12 protein-coding genes are annotated in these 19,141 nt (G+C 66.1%); 5 read left to right on the top strand and 7 right to left on the bottom strand.

Going from position 1 to position 19,141, the window contains the following annotated elements:
* Window positions 1-37: 37 nt before the first annotated feature.
* Together VT03_RS24160 and VT03_RS33765 are read right to left on the bottom strand one after the other, a co-directional pair.
* Window positions 38-871, bottom strand: coding sequence for a hypothetical protein (locus tag VT03_RS24160; protein WP_075095377.1), 834 nt, complete (start codon window positions 869-871; stop codon window positions 38-40).
* Between the two features lie 274 nt (window positions 872-1,145).
* Entirely contained in the window at window positions 1,146-1,316 is a 171-nt protein-coding gene (locus VT03_RS33765) for a hypothetical protein (RefSeq protein WP_156514722.1), read from the bottom strand.
* Window positions 1,317-2,307: 991 nt separating this feature from the next.
* On the opposite strand from VT03_RS33765, the gene VT03_RS24155 reads away from it, so the two are divergent.
* A complete protein-coding gene (locus tag VT03_RS24155) occupies window positions 2,308-3,813 on the top strand; it encodes a hypothetical protein (RefSeq protein ID WP_082846485.1) in 1,506 nt (501 codons plus the stop codon).
* A gap of 626 nt (window positions 3,814-4,439) precedes the next feature.
* Window positions 4,440-8,414, top strand: coding sequence for a secretin N-terminal domain-containing protein (locus VT03_RS24150; protein ID WP_156514721.1), 3,975 nt, complete (start codon window positions 4,440-4,442; stop codon window positions 8,412-8,414).
* Between the two features lie 320 nt (window positions 8,415-8,734).
* Here VT03_RS24150 and VT03_RS24145 read toward each other — a convergent pair whose 3' ends face one another.
* Window positions 8,735-11,281 (bottom strand): DUF1592 domain-containing protein, encoded by a 2,547-nt coding sequence (locus tag VT03_RS24145; RefSeq protein WP_082846482.1) that lies wholly within the window; start codon window positions 11,279-11,281, stop codon window positions 8,735-8,737.
* A gap of 67 nt (window positions 11,282-11,348) precedes the next feature.
* The gene (locus tag VT03_RS24140) at window positions 11,349-11,759 is read right to left on the bottom strand and encodes a VOC family protein (RefSeq protein ID WP_075095374.1); all 411 of its coding nucleotides are present in this window, start codon (window positions 11,757-11,759) and stop codon (window positions 11,349-11,351) included.
* 410 nt (window positions 11,760-12,169) lie between these two features.
* Here VT03_RS24140 and VT03_RS24135 point away from each other — a divergent pair, with 410 nt between their 5' ends.
* The gene (locus VT03_RS24135; RefSeq protein ID WP_075095373.1) at window positions 12,170-13,024 is read left to right on the top strand and encodes a TIGR01457 family HAD-type hydrolase; all 855 of its coding nucleotides are present in this window, start codon (window positions 12,170-12,172) and stop codon (window positions 13,022-13,024) included.
* 74 nt (window positions 13,025-13,098) lie between these two features.
* Here the strand turns inward: VT03_RS24135 and pdxA are convergent, their stop codons facing one another.
* The gene (gene pdxA, locus VT03_RS24130) at window positions 13,099-14,142 is read right to left on the bottom strand and encodes a 4-hydroxythreonine-4-phosphate dehydrogenase PdxA (RefSeq protein WP_197489063.1); all 1,044 of its coding nucleotides are present in this window, start codon (window positions 14,140-14,142) and stop codon (window positions 13,099-13,101) included.
* A complete protein-coding gene (gene rfbC / locus VT03_RS24125) occupies window positions 14,139-14,684 on the bottom strand; it encodes a dTDP-4-dehydrorhamnose 3,5-epimerase (protein ID WP_075095371.1) in 546 nt (181 codons plus the stop codon). Before rfbC ends, pdxA begins: the two co-directional genes overlap by 4 nt.
* Before the next feature lie 469 nt (window positions 14,685-15,153).
* Here rfbC and VT03_RS24120 point away from each other — a divergent pair, with 469 nt between their 5' ends.
* Window positions 15,154-16,581: a magnesium chelatase gene (locus VT03_RS24120; protein ID WP_075095370.1), complete on the top strand. Its 1,428-nt coding sequence runs from the start codon at window positions 15,154-15,156 to the stop codon at window positions 16,579-16,581.
* A 170-nt stretch (window positions 16,582-16,751) separates the two neighbouring features.
* A complete protein-coding gene (locus VT03_RS24115; protein ID WP_075095369.1) occupies window positions 16,752-18,449 on the top strand; it encodes a hypothetical protein in 1,698 nt (565 codons plus the stop codon).
* A 151-nt stretch (window positions 18,450-18,600) separates the two neighbouring features.
* Here VT03_RS24115 and VT03_RS24110 read toward each other — a convergent pair whose 3' ends face one another.
* A complete protein-coding gene (locus tag VT03_RS24110) occupies window positions 18,601-19,065 on the bottom strand; it encodes a carboxymuconolactone decarboxylase family protein (protein WP_075097267.1) in 465 nt (154 codons plus the stop codon).
* Window positions 19,066-19,141 lie beyond the last annotated feature (76 nt).

The raw sequence follows: 19,141 nt of genomic DNA, 5'->3' as shown, positions 1-19,141 counted from the left end.
CCCTGGACCCCGGTGAAGAAACGTTGGGGCGTCCGTCTTACATTGTCGGCGCACTGGGCACTGCATCCGGCCGATCAGGTTGGTACTGCCACTCCGCCGCGCCATCGAACTCGAACTCACGAATGTTCGGGTCGAACTGGTCGCCCCGGCGATGGAACTTCTGGACCAGCACCTTCCGCCACTGCGACTTCGCCTCCCCTTCGGCGCCGCGGGTCTCGTAGATGTTCGTGATCCCCGAAACGATCAGCTTGAAGAAGTCGGTCTGGGGATCGATCCCCCGCCACGTGGCGACGCCGTAAACGTACGGCACATCCGGCGTCCCCGCCGCAACCGCCTCGGGAAGGTTCTGGACGATATGGACCGAATCCTTGTACGTGTACGGCTTCTCGACCTTGTTGATCGCCGCGACCGCCTCCGGAATGATCATGTCGAGCTGGATCCGCGTCGGAACCTGCGACTGCGGATTGTCGTACGTCACCAGCGTGAACTGCGGCAGGAACTTGGGAGTCCCCGGCACCGGCTCGAGCGGATTGATCGGCTCCGCCCCGCCCGGATCGCGTCCCTGGACAGGACGCCGCACGACGCGGTAGCACAGATACCAGATCTGCTCCCGCTTCTTCTTTCCCGTCGCCTTATCGAGGACTTCGACAAACATCAGCCGCATCGGCTTGTAGGCGATGTCCATCACCCACAGTTCCGGCTGCCGGGCCAGCTCTTCACCGGAGGCGACGCCGGGGACGAGCCGGGCGAACCCCATGTCGAGCCGCTCCTGGGCGAACGCGCCCAGCGGCAGCCAGGCTCCGGCGAGCGCCGTCGCGAGGGCTCCCCGCAGGACGTCGCGGCGGGTCAGGGAGAGAGACGCGTCAGACATGAAGGAGTCCCTTGTGATTCCCTGAATCGGGTGCTGTTCCCGGCCAGGGCGTTTCCCCGAACCGGGCATTCGCCGGAACGGGTCCGGCCGCCCGCGGCGGGTCATTCGAATGTATCGACCGCCGAAAAACGTGGTCAATTCGTTTCCCGCGAGCGGGTTGCGTTTCGCGGAGGTTTCCGTCGCCGCACCACCGCGATGGCCGGATCCGGCGTCACAGTCCGCACAGAGCGACCGCCTTTTCCCGCCGCCGTCCGCGTCTTCCGGCTGGCGCCGCTCAGGCGGCCCGGCGGCCTACCTGCCGCTGCGGAAGGCGGATCGACTCCGGTTCCGCCTGGGTTTCTTGGCGGCGGGTGTACTTTCCGATCTGGGCACTGATCATGAGGATCATGGTGCAGATCACCACGGCGGCGCCGCAGCCAAGAATCGCCATCTGGTCATCGGACATGATGTTCCCTCCTCCGTGAAAGGCCCGCTCGGGACCGTTGGGAAGTCTCGCTCCGGGCGCGCAGGGCTCATCCCGGCGGGAGTTCTTCCACAGTCGTTTTCGGTTGGGAGGTGGCGGAGGGTGGAATGTCCCGCAAGTCGCGGGGCGACGTTCTTCGAAGGGGGATTCAAGGTGCGCGTCGGGAAGCGGAGTCGGGCCGCGCAGGGAGTGACGGTGGGGTGAGTTGGCGGGACTTTGCCGGCTGTTCCACCGGGTCCAGGGGCACCCTGGTGGGGAGTGCAGAGGGGCAACGCCCCTTTGCCCGCCGGAGGCCTGGCCGTCGAGAGATGTCTGAAGGAGTCAGTGTCCAAACGCGGACAACGTGCCGGATGCCCCTTCACCAACCCGCGGGGATTGCGGAGCGAGCGATGAGTTCTCAACGCCGGTTCCACAAAACGGACGTCCGTTGCTGACCGCGGTTCCTCATGGAAGTGCCTCCGGCGGCAAGGGGGTGAGACCCCCTTGACCCCGACTGCCGTCGCACATCGGGTTTGAGCGAACAGCGTCGTGCCGGCAAGAACGTCGTACCGCCCGCCCCGTCGGTGCAACCCGCACAAGCGAGCCTGTCAATACCTTGCACCGGACGAATCCAGGAACCACCCCGGAAACTGGGTAAGCTCTGCCGTCTTTTCCGACAGATGACGAGATCCCACACGCTCCACCCGCTTTCCCCACGATTGTGCTCAAGTTCCCTCCGAGCGGAATTTAGGATGGTCGGGGAACGCCTGCGCGTTCGGAGTGTCCCGTCGGCTGCGGCGACATCTCCGAAGATTCGCGACGTGCGTCCCCCCTGCGAAAAGTTGATGCCGTGACGGTCATGGCGCACTTGATGCAGGCTCCCCTCAGCGGCAGGATGGACTTTGCTGCGTGACCGACCGGCGGGAATTGACCCGATGGCCGGGCGGTCTGTGTCGAACGGACTCGGTTCACGTCTTCTCTACGGAGAATTGTGATGAAGCGAGCCTTCCTGAGCGTGGCGGCCCTGTTGGCCTCCCTATCGGGCGGGACAGCATGGGCCTCGGCCTGTTGCAGTCCCGGTTACAACTGTTGCCCGGTGTCGAGCTGCCAGCCGACAGCCTGCTACACCGCCTGTCGCGTTGAACGGGAAACCTGCTACCGCACGGTCTATGAGACCGTCTGCGAGCCACAGCAGATCACGGTCAACCGCACGGTTTACGACAACGTCTGCGAAGACGTCCACGAGACCTGCTACCGCACTGTCATGGAACAGTGCCAGCGCGAAGTCCAGTACCAGGTGCAGCGGCCAGTCTACGAGACCTCCTGCCGCGTCGAAGAATACCAGGTCCAGCGGCCCGTCACCGAGACGGCCTACCGCAACGTCTCCTATCAGGTCCAGCGGCCCGTCTGCGAAACGGTCAACCGCCAGGTGACCCGCACGGTCTACCGCAACGTCGTCGAGAACTGCCCGCAGACGATCTGCCGGACGGTCATGCGGCAGGTGACCGAGACGGTCAACCAGGAACGCTGCTACACCGTCATGCAGCCGGTCACGACTTACCGGACCGTCACCCGCGACTGCGGAACGTGGCAGATGCAGCAGTCCTTCCGCCCGGGACCGGTCGTCCCGCGGATCGTCTGGAACTGCGGCTGCCCACGAGTCTGCTACGTCCAGTGCCCCGGCACGACGGTCTGCAACCGCGTCTGGTGCCCCAACATCGTCGCCCAGCAGATCCCCTGCACGAGCTACCAGCCGCAGGTGGTCCGCCAGTCCTGCCCGATCCAGGTCTGCCGCTGGGTCCCCCAGCAGGTGAGCGAGACGATCAACCGCCAGGTCTGCCGGGTCGTCCCGGAACAGGTCTGCGAAAACATCCCGGTCCAGGTGACCCGGATGGTCTGCGAGACGGTCAACCGCCAGGTCCCCTACCAGGTCTGCCGGATGGTCTGCGAAACCCGCCAGCGTCAGATCCCGGTCCAGACCTGCAAGATGGTCTGCGAAACCAAGACCTGCCGCGTCCCGTACTGCGTCGCCAAGCAGGTCCCCTACACGGTGACCCGCAAGGTGAGCCGGACGGTCTGCCGCCAGGAGCCGGTCTGCTACACGCGGATGGTTTCCAAGGTGGTCCCCCGCCAGGTCGCCTACGAGGTCTGCCGGATGGTCCCGGTGACGAACTGCTGCGACACCGCCGCTCCGGCTGGAGTTCCTGCTCCGGTCACCGGTTCGCCGGCCGTCGCTCCCGGATCGATCACCACGTTCGATCCCTCCTACTCGGTCCCTTCGACCACGCCGAACATCCTGACGGTGCCGGGTGCGGTCGACACCGAAGTGGCCAAGCCGATTCTGACGCCGGAACCGGTTCTTCCTCGCGATGACGCCGGAACCGGCGCTCGTAGCCGTGAAGAGTCGGGTCCTAAGCTTAACCCCGTCGACCGGCCCGGTCCGACGGCGAATGGGAAATTCAAGCGGTTCGGCCGCGTCCCCGCGATGGCCTTGAACTAGACTGAAGACGAAAGGCCCCACGGCCGGGGCCACACGAAGCACGACCTTCCCGGGTCTGCATCACTACGAAGAACGGGACGAACCGGCATTGAGGCTGGGACGTCCCGTTCGCCGTTTTTAGGGAGGCCCCGGGGCAAGGGGCTCGCTCTGAGGGCCCACGAGGAACGCTCATTTCCTCCTGAAGACGGCCTGGCCCCAGGCCGCAGGCTTCCGGCCATCGACCTTCTCCTCAATTCTTCATGAACCATCAAGTTATGGCATTCGGATTGTGACGAATACGGTGCTTCTGCGCGTCTTTCTTCTCGGACGGAACGCAGTCGTCCGGTAAACTAGGCGGGGATCGGGATATCATCCGCCGATCTACGAAGGCGGGGCGAAACCGCGCCGGGTTTGGCGGGTTTCATTCCCGACCGAATTGTGTGTGTTCCGACGTTGGAAGCGGTCCGACTGGTGCCAGTGCACGGCCAGCCGGACCGGAGCGGTCATGCCGGCGACCGCAGTAAACGTCCGTTCACGCGGCAGTCTTGTCCCACGACAGATTCGCCGAAGCGCCTGATCAGCGCGTGCCAGAAGGCAGTCCGAATACGACAGTCCGGACATCGTCGTCCGTGTGTTGGGAGCAGTCCATGCGGTCACGGGTTTCCAGGTTGTTCAGCCTCGTCATCACGTCGGCCCTCCTGTGCTCGGGGGTCATCGCCCAGGACGGAGAGCGGGGACGCGGCGGACCGCCGGGAGGCGGCGGACAGGGCGGTGGTCCTGGCGGATTCCGTGGGGGCGGACCGGGAGGCGGAGGAGGTCCGCGGGGCGGCTTCGGCGGCGGCGGGATCCTCGACGAACTGCGGCGGGATTCCGTGAAGTCCGAGGTCGGGCTGACGGACGACCAGTCGGAGAAGCTGCGGAAGATCTCGGAAGAGACGGACTTCTTCGGCAAGATGGGCCCGGCGTTTCAGAAGATGCGGTCCGCCGAGACCGAAGAGCAGCGGGCCGCGGCCCGCGAAGAGATGCGCGTCGCCGGCGAGGCCCTGAACGCGGAAGTCGAGGCCAAGGCCAAGCTGGTCCTGGACGAAAAGCAGTTCACCCGCGCCCGGCAGATCAACCTCCAGCGGCAGGGGACCCGCGCGCTGACCCGCACCGACGTCGCCAAGGAGCTCGGATACAGCCCGCAGCAGATTGAGCAGATGCGGGCGCTCCAGACCGAGTACGACAACGCCCGTTTCCAGCAGGGCTTCCAGGCGAGCGAAGAGGACCGCCAGAAGCTGCGGGACGACTTCGAAGCCAAGATGAACGGCGTCCTGACGGCGGACCAGAAGTCCAAGTGGACGACGAGCCTCGGCGCCGCTGCTCCCGAAGACACCAACGACCGGTGGGACCGGGGTGGTGGACGGGACCGCGGCCGCGGCGGGTCGCGGAACGCCAACAGCACCCCCGGCGTCCCGTTCATCGAAGCGGTCCCCGAAGGAGCGGTGCCGACAATCGATTTCGGCGCAGGCGCGATGCTGGCCGCCGTCCCAGGCGGAACGGCCCCGCCCAAGGGAACGACCGAACAGCCGGCCGCAGCGCCCGCCTCGGGCGGACTCGCCAGCGACGTCCGGATGTCCTTCAACTTCCGTTACGCCCCGTGGGCTGAAGTCCTCAAGCTGTTCGCCGAGCGGGCGGGCCTGACGCTCGACCTCACCGAGACTCCGCCGGGAACGTTCAACTACTACGACAAGAAGTCGTACACGCCGACCGAGGCGCTCGACATCCTCAACGGCTACCTGCTGCAGAAGGGGTACATCCTCGTCCGCCGCGACGAGTTCCTCGTCTGCCTGCGGCTCGACGGCAACCCGATTCCGCCGAACCTCATTCCCGAGATCCGCCCCTCCGAGCTCGACCTGCGGGGACGGAATGAACTGCTGACGGTCGCCTTCCCGGTGACGGGGGTCGACGTCAGCCAGGTCGCCAAGGAACTCGACTCCCTCCGCGGACCGCAGGGCTCAGTCGTCGGCCTCAAGTCGACGAACACGATCATGGCCACCGACACCGGGGCCAACCTCCGCCGCATCCGGGACATCGTCGACAGCCTGGCGAGCCAGCACTCGCCGCAGGACCGGGTCTTCCGGGCGTATGCGGTCAAGAACATCGACGCCTACGACGCGGAAACGATCGTCAAGAGCCTGCTCGGCATCGCCAAGCCGGTCTCGAACGTCAGCAGCTCGGCCGGTGGGGACTCCCGGTTCGGGGGCTTTGGCGGCGGCTTCGGCGGCGGCGGGTTTGGAGACCGCGGCCGCGGGGACCGCGACCCGCGCGAGATGCAGGCGATGATGCAGCGGGCGCAGTCGGCCGCCTCGCCGACCGGCCACACCCAGGTCACCGCGGACGAACGGACGAACAAGCTCCTCGTCACTGCCACGATCGCCGAGCACGACATCGTCAAGTCGGCTCTCGAGACGGTCGACGTCGAGGGCGAAGGGGGGGGCCGCGGCAGCCGCAAGCCGTACCTCGTCGTCTACAAGATCGACAACGCGGATCCCCGCGAAGTGACGAAGTCGATCGACTCGATCATGCCCGGGATCGTCATCAATGAGGACGGCCGCAACGGCAAGATCCACATCATGGCGACGCAGGAGCAGCATCGCGAAGTCGAGGCGCTGATCCGCCAGATGGACGGCGTCGGCCTCGGGGCGCAGCAGGTCATCGTGATCCCGCTCGTGAAGAAGGATCCCGTCGCCGTTGCCGCGACGATCCGGTCGATGTTCGCCACCGACGGGCAGAACGCCCCGACGGTCGAGGCGGACCTCGCGGGCCGGCAGGTCATGGTCCGCGGCACGCTCGACCAGGTGACGCAGGTCAAGAACCTCCTGACGCAGCTTGGCGAAGACGGCACCGGCCAGAAGCCGTCCGAGCGGGGGATGGTGCGGACCTTCTCCCTCTACGGCCGCGATCCGGAAGAGGTGATGCCGCTGATCGAAAAGATCTGGGCGAACGAGTCTCCGACTCCGATCCGGATCGTCACGCCCGACCAGCGAGGTCTGATCCGCGGGATGCGGGCGCCGACCGGAGAGACCCCGGCGTCCTCGCCCGCGCGTCCCGCTGCCCTCCCCCTGGAGGAGCCGCGGAGTGCGGTTGATCCCCAGGGAGCGCCGGCCGCCTCTCCGCCCAGCACGCCGACTTCCGCGCCGAACGACCGTGACGGAACGCAGGCCCGCGTCCGGCGGGGCGACGATTCCGCCCTTCAGTTCGTCGACGTCTCCAGCGACGCGGAGCCGGCCCCCGCCCGCCTGGCTCAGGCGGGTGCGGCGCAACCAGCGGAAACCCCGCCGAACGCGGGCTCCGCGACTCCACAGCGTCCCGCGCCGATGCCGCAGGGGGGAGAGGGGGCCCCCGCCGCCCCGCCGGCGAGCAGTCCCCGGAATCCCGCGGTACAGAACAATCCCAAGGCCCCGCCCGTCATCGTGACGGTCGTCGGCGGAGAGCTGATCCTCTCGTCGACCGATGAAGCGTCGCTCGACCGGCTGGAGGAGATGCTGGAAAGCACGCTTGCCTCGATTCCGATCCGGAACTCGTGGACCGTCTTCACACTCCGCTCGGCGGACGCGACCGAAGCGGCCACCATGCTGGAGCAGCTCATCCCGGACAGCCGGGTCATGTCATCGTCGAGCTCTTCCGGAACGTTCGGCAGCCTGACCAGCGGCCTGTCGGGCTTCGGCTCGACGATGATGGACGCCACGGGGATCACCTCGACTCTCGCCACGAACAGCCTGCGGATCATCCCCGAGCCGCGGCTGAACGCCCTCTTCGTCTCCGGACCGCCGCACCGCGTCCGGGAAGTGGAAGAGATGCTCGACATCCTCGACCTGTCGGAGCTCCCGGACACCGACCGGGACCGTCAGCCGCGGATGATCCCCGTCGAGTACGCCGACGTGGCGGACGTCTTCACGTCCGTCCGGGAGCTGTATCGCGACTACACCGAAGAAGGGATGCAGGCCCAGATGATGGGAGGCCGCGGAGGCCCCAACATCATGGCGATGATGATGGGGGGGGGAGGCCGCGGGAACGAGCAGGGTCGTCCGCCGCAGATCAAGCTGGCCCTCTCGATGGACGACCAGACGAATACGCTGATCGTCTCGGCCAATGACTCGCTGTACAACGAGATCCGCGAACTCGTGGGGCAGCTCGACAAGGCGGCTCTCGACTCCCGCAAGTCGGTCCGGATCGTCTCGCTGGAGAACACGAACGCGGCGGTCATTTCCAGCACTCTCGGGACACTGATGCCCAAGGTGCGGGTCTCGTCGTCGCGGGGGCGGAGCCGGCCAACGACGAACGACGGGCAGAGCGGCGGACAGCCGACGACGCCTCCCGCTCCGAATCCGGATGATCTTCGCCGGATGTTCGAGCAGCGGATGCAGAACCGCGGCGGGAGCGGCGGAGGTGGAGGCGGCGCACCGAGCGGGTTCACCCCGGGTGGTGGCGGAGGAGGCGGCCGGACGTTTGGCGGCGGGGACTCCGGACGGGGGAACCGCGGTGGGGGCGACAGCGGTCGTTCGCGGGGGAACTTCGGTGGGTTCGGCGGTTTCGGTGGTGGCAACTTCGGCGGCGGCGGAAACCGCGGCGGCCGCTAAAGATCACCGGGGTCCAGGGGGTAACCCCTGGTAGGGAGTGCAGAGGGGCAACGCCCCTTTGCCCGCCGGAGGCCCTCTCGTCGGGAGTCTCTCTGAAGGAGCACGTGTCCAAACGCGGACAACGTGTCGTATGCCCCTTCACCAACCCGCGGGCATTGCAAAGCGAGCGGTGAGTTCTCAACGCCGGTCCCACAAAGGGGAGGTCCGTTGTGTCCCACGGTTCCTCAGGGAAGCGCCTCCGGCGGCAAGGGGTTGCCCCCTTGACCCCGGCTGCCGTAGCACGTTGGGTTTGACGTAGCACCGTCGTGCCGGCAAGCACGTTACTCGCCCCGCATGCGGAACGGCGCACTCAGCACGATCCCCCGCACCGCGGCCGAAACCCGCATCCCTTCCTTCCGCACACGATCCACAACCCCGTCCACGGCACACTTGTCGTAATACTCCAGCCCCCGCCCCAAGGCAAAAGTCAGCAGCTTCTCGACAAAGCACCGCGCAAACTCCTCCTCCCGCTGCCGCAGAATCGCCGTCAATTCCGTCGCTCCACGGAACGTCTCACCCGTCGGCAACGTCCCCGTGCTGTCGACCTCAAACCGCCCATCCTTCTCCCGCCACCGGCCAATGGCGTCATAGTTCTCCAGGCCAAATCCCAGCTCGTCCATCACCTTGTGACACGAAGCACACCCCGCGTCCGCCCGGTGCATCTCCAGCTGCTTCCGCAGCGGCAGATCGGGATTCGACTTCTGCGTCTCCTCCAGCCCCGGCACCACCGGCGGCGGATCGGGCGGTCTGTCCCCCAACAGATTCGCCAGGATCCACTCCCCGCGCTTCACGGGTGAAGTCCGGTTGGGATACGACGTCAGCGTCAGGATGCTGGCATGCGTCAGCAGCCCCCGCCGCCCCTCGGGGAGCGTCACGCGGCGGAACTCGTCCCCGTCGATCCCCTCAATCCGGTAGAGCCGCGCCAGCCGCTCGTTCACAAACGAGTAGTCGGCCGCGATCAGGTCCGTCAGCGGCCGGTCCTCCCGAAGGATCGAGCCGAAGAACATCTCCGTCTCGGTCGCCATGTCCTCGCGGAGCCGCTGAGTGAACTCAGGGAACTGCTGGACGTCCGGCGAGACCTCCTCCGTAAAGAGCTTCCGCAGGGCCAGCCACTGCGAGGCGAAGTTGTCGATCAGCGCCGACGACCGCGGATCGTCGAGCATCCGCCGGACCTGTTCGGTCAGCACCTCGTCGCTCGACAGCCTCCCCTGCTCCGCCAGGGCCGAGAGTTCCTCGTCCGGCATGCTGCTCCACAGGAAGTACGACAGCCGGGACGCCAGCTCATGATCCGTCAGCCGCCGCGCGCCGTTCCCGGAACCCGGGCGGCCGTTCTCCACGCGGAAGAGGAACTGCGGCGCGACGAGGACCGCCTGAAGGGCCACCTGCACGCCCCGCTCGTACGGATCCCCCCGCTCCATGGCGACGGGGACAAAGCGGGTGAACTTCGCGATCTCCTCCTCCGTCACCGGCCGGCGGAAAGCCCGGCGGACGATCGGAGCGAGCGTCTCCCGCGCGGCCCGCAGGATCTCGGCACCGCGGCCCTCGCCGGCCAGCTTCTCCGGATCCGGCTGGACGAGCGTCACCTTCGAGGCCGGCCCGTCAAGGTCCGGCAGGTTTTCGATGGGCCCGCGGACCCGAAGACGGTGGACCGAGGCGGTCGGGATCGGATCTTCCGGCTTCCGATCCCGGTTGCCGGAGAGCGACAGCGACACCTTCTGCGAGCCGACCTCGAGCGCCGTCTTCTGCCGGAAGGTCTGTGTCTTCCTCCCCACGACATCGAACCGCAGGACATCGTCCTCACCCATCCGGAGGCTCGTCCGCGGAAGATCGCGGCCCATCGGCTCCCCGGAGACGATCCACTGGGCCTCGTAGGTCCCGCGTTTCTTCACGTCGATCTCGACCGAGAACTCTCCCCGCCCCGTCAGGGTCCGGGTCCCGTCGTCTTCGTCGCGCGTGCTTCCCCGTTCGGACAGTTCCTTCGGCGTCCAGGTCCGGTCGAAGGCCCGCTCATCCGGGACGACGGCCGCGCGCTGCGCCACCTGCTCGGCCGCCGCGAGGTACTTTTCGATGAGGAGCGGCGGGACCGAAAGGACGTCGCCGATGTTGTCGAACCCGTGGCCGACGTCGTCCTGCGGCAGGAATGCGCTGACATCGAGATCGACCGCCAGGAGGTCGCGGACGGTGTTGCGGTACTCCGACCGGTTGAGCCGCCGGACGGTGACGCGCCCCGGATGCGGCGGCCCGTTGCAGTCGACATAGAAGAGCGCATGGTCGAGCCAGGCGGCGATCTTCTCCCGCTCCTCCTTCGTCGGCTGCGGGGCGTCGCTGGGGGGCATCGCCCCGATCCGCACCCGCTCGAAGACCTTGGTCCACTGCTCGCGGTGCTTCAGGATCGAAGCCAGGTCCCGGTCGCCATCGATGACGAGCCCCCCCTCCTGCGTCTCCTGCGTGTGGCAGTCATAGCAGTAGGTCTTGAGGAGCGGGCGGATCTCGGTCGCAAAGTCGGGCTGAGCGGGAGCCGCCGGCGCGGTCTCCTCCGCGTGGACCACATTGGCTCCGGGAAGAATCGCCGCCTGATGCGCGAACGGGAGCTGGAACAGGCCCAGCACGACCAGCAGCCCTACGGCGAGCGACGTCCAGAGCGGCCACCGGGATCGTCGCCGCGGAGAACGCGCGGAGGGCCTGGTGGCGGCGAAGGCGCGGTGCCGGGTCCGGACTTCGTAGGACTGGCCGCAGTCCGTCACCGGGCAGACCGCCCGGCCCTCGGCCGACATCTCCTCGATGGAGAAGACGGTCCCGCATTTCCGGCATCGAATGTGGCGAGACATTGTGGGAGTTTTCAGTCGTCAGTTTTCAGTGGATGCCATGAGCGACGCGCCCAGGCGTCTGTCTTCGCTACAGCGTGCTCTTCATCGAGAACAGTTCGATGCAGTTGTTGTCCGGGTCGAGGACGTAGATCTGGATCGGCCCGTCGGGCCGGTTCTTGGGACCGGAGACGATCGCAATCCCGTGCTCCTTGAGGACCTCGATCGTCCGGGCGGCGTCCTCGACCTCGAACGCTACGTGCCGTGTCCGGCTGACGGCGGCGGAAGGATCGATCGTCGCCCCGGCGGGACCGGACTGGTCGTGCTCGTGGATCAGGTGAATGTAGGTCGCTCCGGCGGAGAACCACAGCCCCCGGAACGGGAAGTTCGGCCGCGGCGCCGGCTGCATCCCGAGGGCGTCCTCATAGAACCGCCGCGACGTGTCGAGGTCCTTCACGACGAACGTGACATGGTCAATCTGCCGGACGCCAATCGATCGCATTGCTGTCTGCCGGGGAGGGTTCACGGGGGAATTCATTGTAAACGACAACGCATCAAACCGACCTGCTGTGTGGCCACTTCTCTGCCGACCGGGAATCCCGGCCGCTCAATCCCTGTCGCCACGAACGCGACAGAAACTGCGCCGGCCTCACAGGATCTCCGCTGCCTGATATCTCGGCAGCCTCGCGGGCGGACGCTTCGGAACATTCGTGGAAGACGAAACCGTAACCTGCCTGCATGAAACGGGTTATCGGATCGCAACATCCTCTTAACGGCAACCCGGCATGGTAAGTGCGATTCTGCCTCATCGCTGGGTGCGTGTCCGATTTGCCTCGCAGCGAACTCACCGGGACGGTGACCACACTCTCTGTTTGACACGTGCGCAGCAGTCATGGACGTGAGTCGAGTGAGATGAAGTACGGCTTTCTGATCGATATGGACGGTGTTCTGTATCGAGGCTCCCAGTTGATCTCTGGTGCGGATCGGTTTATCGAACAGTTGCGGCTGAGAGAAATCCCTTTCCGGTTTCTCACGAACAACAGCCAGCGGACACGGCGCGACGTCGTTACGAAGCTGCAGCGGATGGGGATCGACGTTGAAGAGGAACACGTCTTCACCTGCGCGATGGCGACCGCCCGGTACCTCGCCGAACAGAAGCCCAACGGCACCGCCTTCGTCATCGGCGAAGGAGGACTGCTGACGGCGCTGCACAATCACGGCTACTCGGTCGTCGATCACGACCCCGATTACGTTGTCGTCGGCGAAGGGCGGACGTTCAACCTGGAGCTCGTCGAAGCTGCGGTCCGGATGATCCTGGGCGGAGCGAAGCTGATCGCGACGAACCTCGATCCGAACTGCCCCACGCACAACGGCCTACGCCCCGGCTGCGGGGCCATGGTGGCGATGCTCGAGACCGCGACGGGCGTCAAAGCGTTCAGCGTCGGGAAGCCGAGCCCCTACATGATGCGGGCCGCCCGAAAGGAGCTGGGGCTCTCGACCGACGAGACGACGATGATCGGCGACACGATGGAGACCGACATCCTCGGCGGTGTCCAGCTCGGAATGCACGCCGCGCTCGTCCTCAGCGGCGGCACCAAGCGGGAAGACCTCCATCGGTTCGCCTACCGTCCCGATCTGGTGGTCGAGTCGCTGGCGGAGATGACGGCCCTCCTCGAAGAGAACGACTGGCACCCCCCCTGGTACGGCCCGGCCCCGCTGAAGAACGGCCAGCGGCGCGTCGGCCGCGAGCTCGTCTCAAGCTACTGAGCCCTCTGGTTCGGGAGGGCGAGGCTCCCGCCGAGCCGCAAGCCAGTTGCAGCCTGCGATTCGGCCAGTCCGCCCTACCCGCGGGACGCGACCAGCCGCAGCGCCACGTCGATCGCGGCCTGCATCCCGGACGGGTCCGCTTTCCCCCCTCCCTGCCAGGCGATGTCGAACGCCGTCCCCTGGCTGGGGCTCGTGCGGATGATCGGCAGGCCGAGCGTGACGTTCACCGCCCGGTGGAAGCCGATCAGCTTGAGGGCGATGTGCCCCTGGTCGTGGTACATCGCCACGACGCCGTCGAACTCCCCTTCGACCGCCCGCTTCAGCAGCGTATCGGCGGGATACGGTCCCACGGCATCGAGGCCGTCGCGTCGCGAGCCGGCGACCGCAGGACCGATGACGCGCATCTCCTCCTCGCCGAACAGCCCCTCTTCGCCGGCATGCGGATTCAGGGCGCAGACGCCGATCCGCCGCGTCGGCTGTCCGATCCGCTGCAGGAAATGATCGACGAGTTCGATCGTCTCGCGGATCCGGTTCTCCGTCAGGAGCCCCGGCACGCTGGCAATCGACGTGTGCAGCGTGGCATGGGCGACGCTGAGCGCATTCGGGTTCCTCACCCCCGCTGCGTCGGCTTCGGCCGGCGGTAGGTAGAGCATCATGGCATACTCGGCGACGCCGCACTCGTGGGCCAGGATCTCGGTGTGGCCGGGGAAGTCGAGTCCCGCCTGATGCAGCGCGTACTTGTTGAGCGGCGCGGTGACGATGGCGTCGATCCGGTCGGCCAGGGCCGCCCGGGTCGCCGCGACGAGCCAGTCGTAGGCGGCCTGCCCCGCCCGGGCATCGACCTTCGCCGGCGGGAGCGAGCCGACGTCCGCCGCCGAAGGATTCCAGCACGCCAGGGCTTCGCCCCCTCGGTCAGCGTCCTCCGGGCCATCGACTTCGACGACCATCCGGGATGCCCCGACGAGCGCCAGCGCCCGCCGCAGGACGTCGGGGTGTCCGACGATGACGGGCAGGAAGGACTCGGCCGGAAACGTGGCCAGGGCACGGACGACCGTTTCGGGACCGACGCCGCACACATCCCCCAGCGTGAGGGCGATCGTGGGACGGTGGTCGGTCATCGGAATGTCTCCGCCTGGGCGAGCGGCGCGCCGGCCTGATCCTTCCCGGAGACGATCGTCGGCCGGTCACCGAGCGGCCACGTGATCCCCAGGGCGAGGTCGTTCCACAGCACCGTCCGCTCGAACTGAGGGGCGTAGAGGGCCGTGCACTTGTAGAGGACGTCCGCGGTGTCGGAGAGGACGTAGAAGCCGTGGGCGAAGCCGGGGGGGATGTAGATGCTTCGTCCGTTCGATTCCGAGAGTTCGACGCCGAACCACTGTCCGAAGGTCGGGGAGGATCGCCGCAGGTCGACGGCGACGTCGAAGATCGTTCCGGTCAGGGCGGTGACGAGTTTTCCCTGGGGCTGCTCGATCTGGTAGTGCAGTCCGCGGACGACGCCGCGACGTGAGCGGGAGAGGTTGTCCTGGACGAATGTCATCTCCAGTCCGGCTGCGCTGAACTTCTGGGCGTGGTGCAGTTCGCGGAAGTATCCCCGTTCGTCGTGAAAGAGGGGTGTTTCGAGAACCACTACGCCGTCGAGCGGAGCGGGGGTGGACTTCATCGGGGGCTCTCAGGGCTGGAAAAACGCCTATTGTGGCACCCTTGACCACCTCCGACCACTCCATCGCTGCCCTGACCGGGTCCAGGGATCCCCTGGTGGCGTGCAGGGGCCACCCCCTGCCCGCCGGAGGCCTGGCCGTCGAGAGATGTCTGAAGGAGTGCATATCCAAACGCGGACACCGTGCCGTATGCCCCTCACCAACCCGCGGGAACGCCAGAGCGAGCGTTCCGATGTGAGCGAGTCCTTCACGCCGGAACCACAAAGCGGACACCCGTTGTTTACCACGGTTCCTCACAGGAGCGCCTCCGGTGGCAAGGGTCTGTGTTGTGTCTTGGGGCCCTTGACTCCGGCTTTCGGCTCCTCCCGCTGGAACGCCGTCACCCCCTCCGATTTGGCTGACACTCCGCCGGCGCTATAATCCGGCGGCATTCAATTTCACCACACTCCCGGTCCGGAAGGCGGAGACGAAGTGGCCCAGGAAGCGACAGCGGTCAAAAAACCAGGCAATCTGCGAGAGCTCCGCGAGAGCGGGTGGGTTTCCAAGACGATCAAAGACGAGCTGCGGGACAATTTCCTCAAGGCCCTCGCCTCCGGGGAAACGCTCTTCCCCGGGATCCTGGGCTACGACAGCACCGTCATCCCCGAGATCAGCATCGCCCTCATCGCCGGGCACGACATGCTCTTCCTCGGCGAAAAAGGCCAGGGCAAAAGCCGCCTGATGCGAACCCTCGCCCGGTTCCTCGACGACGAAATCCCCTACATCGCCCACCCCGAGATCCCGCTCCACGACGATCCGTACAAGCCAATCACCCGCCTCGGCCGCGAACTCGTCGCCAGCGTCCCCGAAGAAGAGGTCCCCATCGCCTGGTGGCCCCGCTCGGAACGCTACGTCGAACGGCTCGCCCCGGGAACCAAGTTCGCCGACATCATCGGCGAGATCGACCCCGCCAAACTCGCCGGCGGCACCAGCATGTCGGCCGAGTCCGCCCTGCACTTCGGGCTCATCCCCCGCATGCACCGCGGGATCTTCGCCATGAACGAAGTCCCCGAACTGGACGAGCTGGTTCAGGTCGGGATGTTCAACATCCTCGAAGAGCGCGACGTCCAGATCCGCGGCTACCCCGTCCGGTTCGATATCGACGTTCTCATTCTCTTCTCGGCGAACCCCGCCACCTACAACCGCAGCGGCAAGGTGATTCCGCAGCTCAAGGACCGGATCGGGTCGGTGATCCACACCCACTATCCGCGGGAGCGTGATCTCGGCATCGACATCATGGAGCAGGAAGCGGGGCTCGACCTCGGCGGTCGCTTCCCCGTTGTCGTGCCGCGGTTCATGAAGGAGATCGTCGAAGAGATCAGCATCGCCGCCCGGAAGTCGAAATACATCGACCACGCCAGCGGCGTCAGCGCCCGGTTCAGCATCGCCAACTACCGGACCATGATCGCCAGCGCCCGGCAGCGTTCCGCCCGCCTCAGTGAAGCCCCGGCGGTTCCCCGGATCAGCGACCTCGGCCACCTCTACTCGTCGTCGCTGGGCAAGCTGGAGCTCGACCTGATGGGGAGCCACCAGATGAGCGAGCGGCAGATCCTCGACTCCCTCGTCGCCGAGGCGGTCCGCAAGGTGTTCGAGGAGTACGTCGACCGGCACGGCCTGGAGGAGATTGCCCAGATCTTCTGCCAGGGGGTGAAAATCGAAGTCGGCGACCTGTTGCCCTCGGCCCAGTACACAGAGCGGCTCAAGCGCGTCCCTCCGGCATGGGACAAGGCCTTCGAGCTCAACGCCTCGAGCGACCCGGCGGTCCGGGCCTCGTGCGTCGAGTTCGTCCTCGCCGGCCTCTACGCCACCGACCAGATCTCCCGCGCCCAGACCAACGGGCGGATCCGTTACGAAACCTGACGAATTTTAAACACCAAGACACTAAGGAGGCACCAAGGACACAAAGGGGTTAAAGGTGACGCCGTCTCACCGACCGCGATGCCTTTCCCTGGAGTTCTTCTTGGTGCTCTTTGTGCCTCCTTGGTGTCTTGGTGTTGAATCCCCTCCCCGCCAATCAGCAGCCACAAAACATGAAGCCGGAATCGCTTGGCGGGATCATCCATTCGTACCAGCGGTACGACCCCCAGAACTTCCCGAGCCCGACGCAGCCGCCGCCGGACCTCGTCTCGCCAGCATTCGAGCACATGCTCGCGTACGGCGACATGGACGAGCTGACGGAGGAGCAGCTCGCCAACGCGGTGAAGCTCGACATCAACCAGATCGCCGGCCTCGGCCCGACGCTGGAGTCGCTCCGCAAAATGCTCGAGGAGCGGAAGCGGAAGATCCTCGAAACCTATGAGACGACGAAGGTCGTCAAAGAGGCAGCCAAGGCGTTCGAGCAGCAGGCCGCTACGACCCACGCCCCCAAGGAGCACGCCGAGTCGCTCCGCCGCGCGGTGAAGGACGAGCAGCTCCGCGAACTCGAACGGCTCTGGTACCGCGCCGGCGGCGAGCGTTCCAAGTTCGCCCGCGAGCTCCTGAAGCTCGTCGATAAGCTGGGGGAAAAATACCAGATCGATGAGCTAGCGGGGAAATACGAGTTCACCGGCCGCGAATCGCTGACGGTCGAGGAAGGGCTGGCGGTCAAGGAGGAGCTGGAGACGATCGACCGGCTTCTGAAGCAGCTCGAAGAGGCCAAGAAGAACGCCCAGGTCGCCCTGATCGACCTCTCGGAGATGAGCCAGTTCGCCAGCGAAGAGCAGATGGGCGAGCTCGACCGGCTGCAGCAGCAGGTCGAACAGCTCCTGCAGCGGATGGCCGAAGAGCAGGGGCTCGAAAAGTCCGGCCGCGGCTACAAAATGACCCCCAAGGCGTACCGCATCTTCCAGGGGCGATTGCTGGAGCAGATCTTCAGCCAGCTCCAGGCGTCGCGAAGCGGCCGGCACCAGGGGCCGATCGTCGGCGAGGGAGCGGTCGAGCTGCCGACGACGAAGGACTACGAGTTCGGCGATTCGGTCGCCCAGATGGACATCGTCCAGTCGATGATGAACGCCATCGTCCGCGGCGGCCCGCAGGTTCCGCTGCGGATGAAGGCGGAAGACATCGTCATCCACCGCACCAAGAACAACCCCAAGTGCGCCACCGCGGTCCTGATGGACATGAGCGGCTCGATGGGGCACGGCGGCCAGTACATCAACGTCAAGCGGATGGCCCTCGCCCTCGACGGCCTGATCCGCAAGGAGTACCCCGGCGACTTCCTGCAGTTCATCGAGATGGCGAGCTTCGCCAAGCCGGTTCATCCGAGCGGAATCGCGGCCCTGATGCCCAAGCCGGTGACGATCTTCAACCCGGTCGTCCGCCTGCGGGCCGATATGTCCCGCCCCGAGATCAGCGAGAGCGACGTCCCGCCGCACTTCACGAACATCCAGCACGCGCTGCAGCTCGGGCGGCAGTTCCTCACGACCCGCGACACGCCGAACCGGCAGATGGTCCTTATCACGGACGGCCTGCCGACCGCCCACTTCGAGGGCTCGCACCTCTACCTGCTCTACCCGTCCGATCAGAAGACGGAACAGGCGACGATGCGGGAAGCGCTCCTCTGCCAGCGGGAGGGAATCGTGATCAACATCTTCCTCCTGTCGAGCTGGTCGCAGTCGGAAGAGGACATCCGCTTTGCCCACCGCCTCGCCGAGACGACGAAGGGCCGCGTCTTCTTCACAGCCGGCCGAGACCTCGACCGCTTCGTCGTCTGGGACTACGTGAACCGCCGGAAGAGCATCATCAGCTGAGGGAGCCAGGATTAAACACCAAGACACAAAGGAGGCACCAAGGACACGAAGGAGCGGAACTGCGTTTCCTTTGCCTTGTCTTCTCTTGGTGATCTTTGTGCCTCCTTTGTGCCTTGGTGTTTAACCTCTTTCCGACCGGCATCTGGCTGGGTCAGGCGTGCGACTTGGGCGGCTGATACGTCCCGGCGACGTTGCCGAAGCTCAGGGCGATCCGGTTCCAGCCGTTGATCGCCACGGCGGCCCAGGTCAGGTCCGCGACCTCCTTTTCGGAGAACTGTTCGCGGGTCTTCTGGTAGAGAGCGTCGGAGGGGGCGCCGTCGGCGATCCGAGTCACGCGTTCGACCCAGGCGAGGGCGGTCCGTTCGCGTTCGGAGAAAAACGGCGTCTCGTGCCAGGCTGAGAGGGTGTAGATCCGCTGCTCGGTCTCGCCGGCCGCGCGGGCGTCCTTGGTGTGCATGTCGAGGCAGTAGGCGCAGCCGTTGATCTGCGAGCAGCGGATCTTGATCAGTTCGAACAGGCTGCGTTCGAGTCCGCAGCCCGACAGGTACTTTTCGAGGCCGTAGAAGGCCCGGACCGCTTCGGGGGCAGTCGTGGCATAGTCGATGCGAGGGGTCATGTGAGGCTCCTGGGAGAGGAAGTGCGTTTCGTCCATCTGCAGTAAGGACGAACGGAGCCTCGTATTTGTGACAGCC

Source organism: Planctomyces sp. SH-PL14 (genome assembly GCF_001610835.1).
In the GTDB taxonomy this organism is placed as follows: domain Bacteria; phylum Planctomycetota; class Planctomycetia; order Planctomycetales; family Planctomycetaceae; genus Planctomyces_A.
Note: the sequence above shows the minus strand (reverse complement) of the source record. Positions and strands in the feature narration are given on the sequence as shown.

Coding starts and splice junctions, on each gene's coding strand:
- VT03_RS24110 (WP_075097267.1), bottom strand. CDS start 19,065: ATGACCCCTCGCATCGACTATGCCACGACTGCCCCCGAAGCGGTCCGG.
- VT03_RS24135 (WP_075095373.1), top strand. CDS start 12,170: ATGAAGTACGGCTTTCTGATCGATATGGACGGTGTTCTGTATCGAGGC.
- VT03_RS24145 (WP_082846482.1), bottom strand. CDS start 11,281: ATGTCTCGCCACATTCGATGCCGGAAATGCGGGACCGTCTTCTCCATC.
- VT03_RS24115 (WP_075095369.1), top strand. CDS start 16,752: ATGAAGCCGGAATCGCTTGGCGGGATCATCCATTCGTACCAGCGGTAC.
- rfbC (WP_075095371.1), bottom strand. CDS start 14,684: ATGAAGTCCACCCCCGCTCCGCTCGACGGCGTAGTGGTTCTCGAAACA.
- VT03_RS24155 (WP_082846485.1), top strand. CDS start 2,308: ATGAAGCGAGCCTTCCTGAGCGTGGCGGCCCTGTTGGCCTCCCTATCG.
- VT03_RS33765 (WP_156514722.1), bottom strand. CDS start 1,316: ATGTCCGATGACCAGATGGCGATTCTTGGCTGCGGCGCCGCCGTGGTG.
- VT03_RS24150 (WP_156514721.1), top strand. CDS start 4,440: ATGCGGTCACGGGTTTCCAGGTTGTTCAGCCTCGTCATCACGTCGGCC.
- VT03_RS24160 (WP_075095377.1), bottom strand. CDS start 871: ATGTCTGACGCGTCTCTCTCCCTGACCCGCCGCGACGTCCTGCGGGGA.
- VT03_RS24140 (WP_075095374.1), bottom strand. CDS start 11,759: ATGCGATCGATTGGCGTCCGGCAGATTGACCATGTCACGTTCGTCGTG.
- pdxA (WP_197489063.1), bottom strand. CDS start 14,142: ATGACCGACCACCGTCCCACGATCGCCCTCACGCTGGGGGATGTGTGC.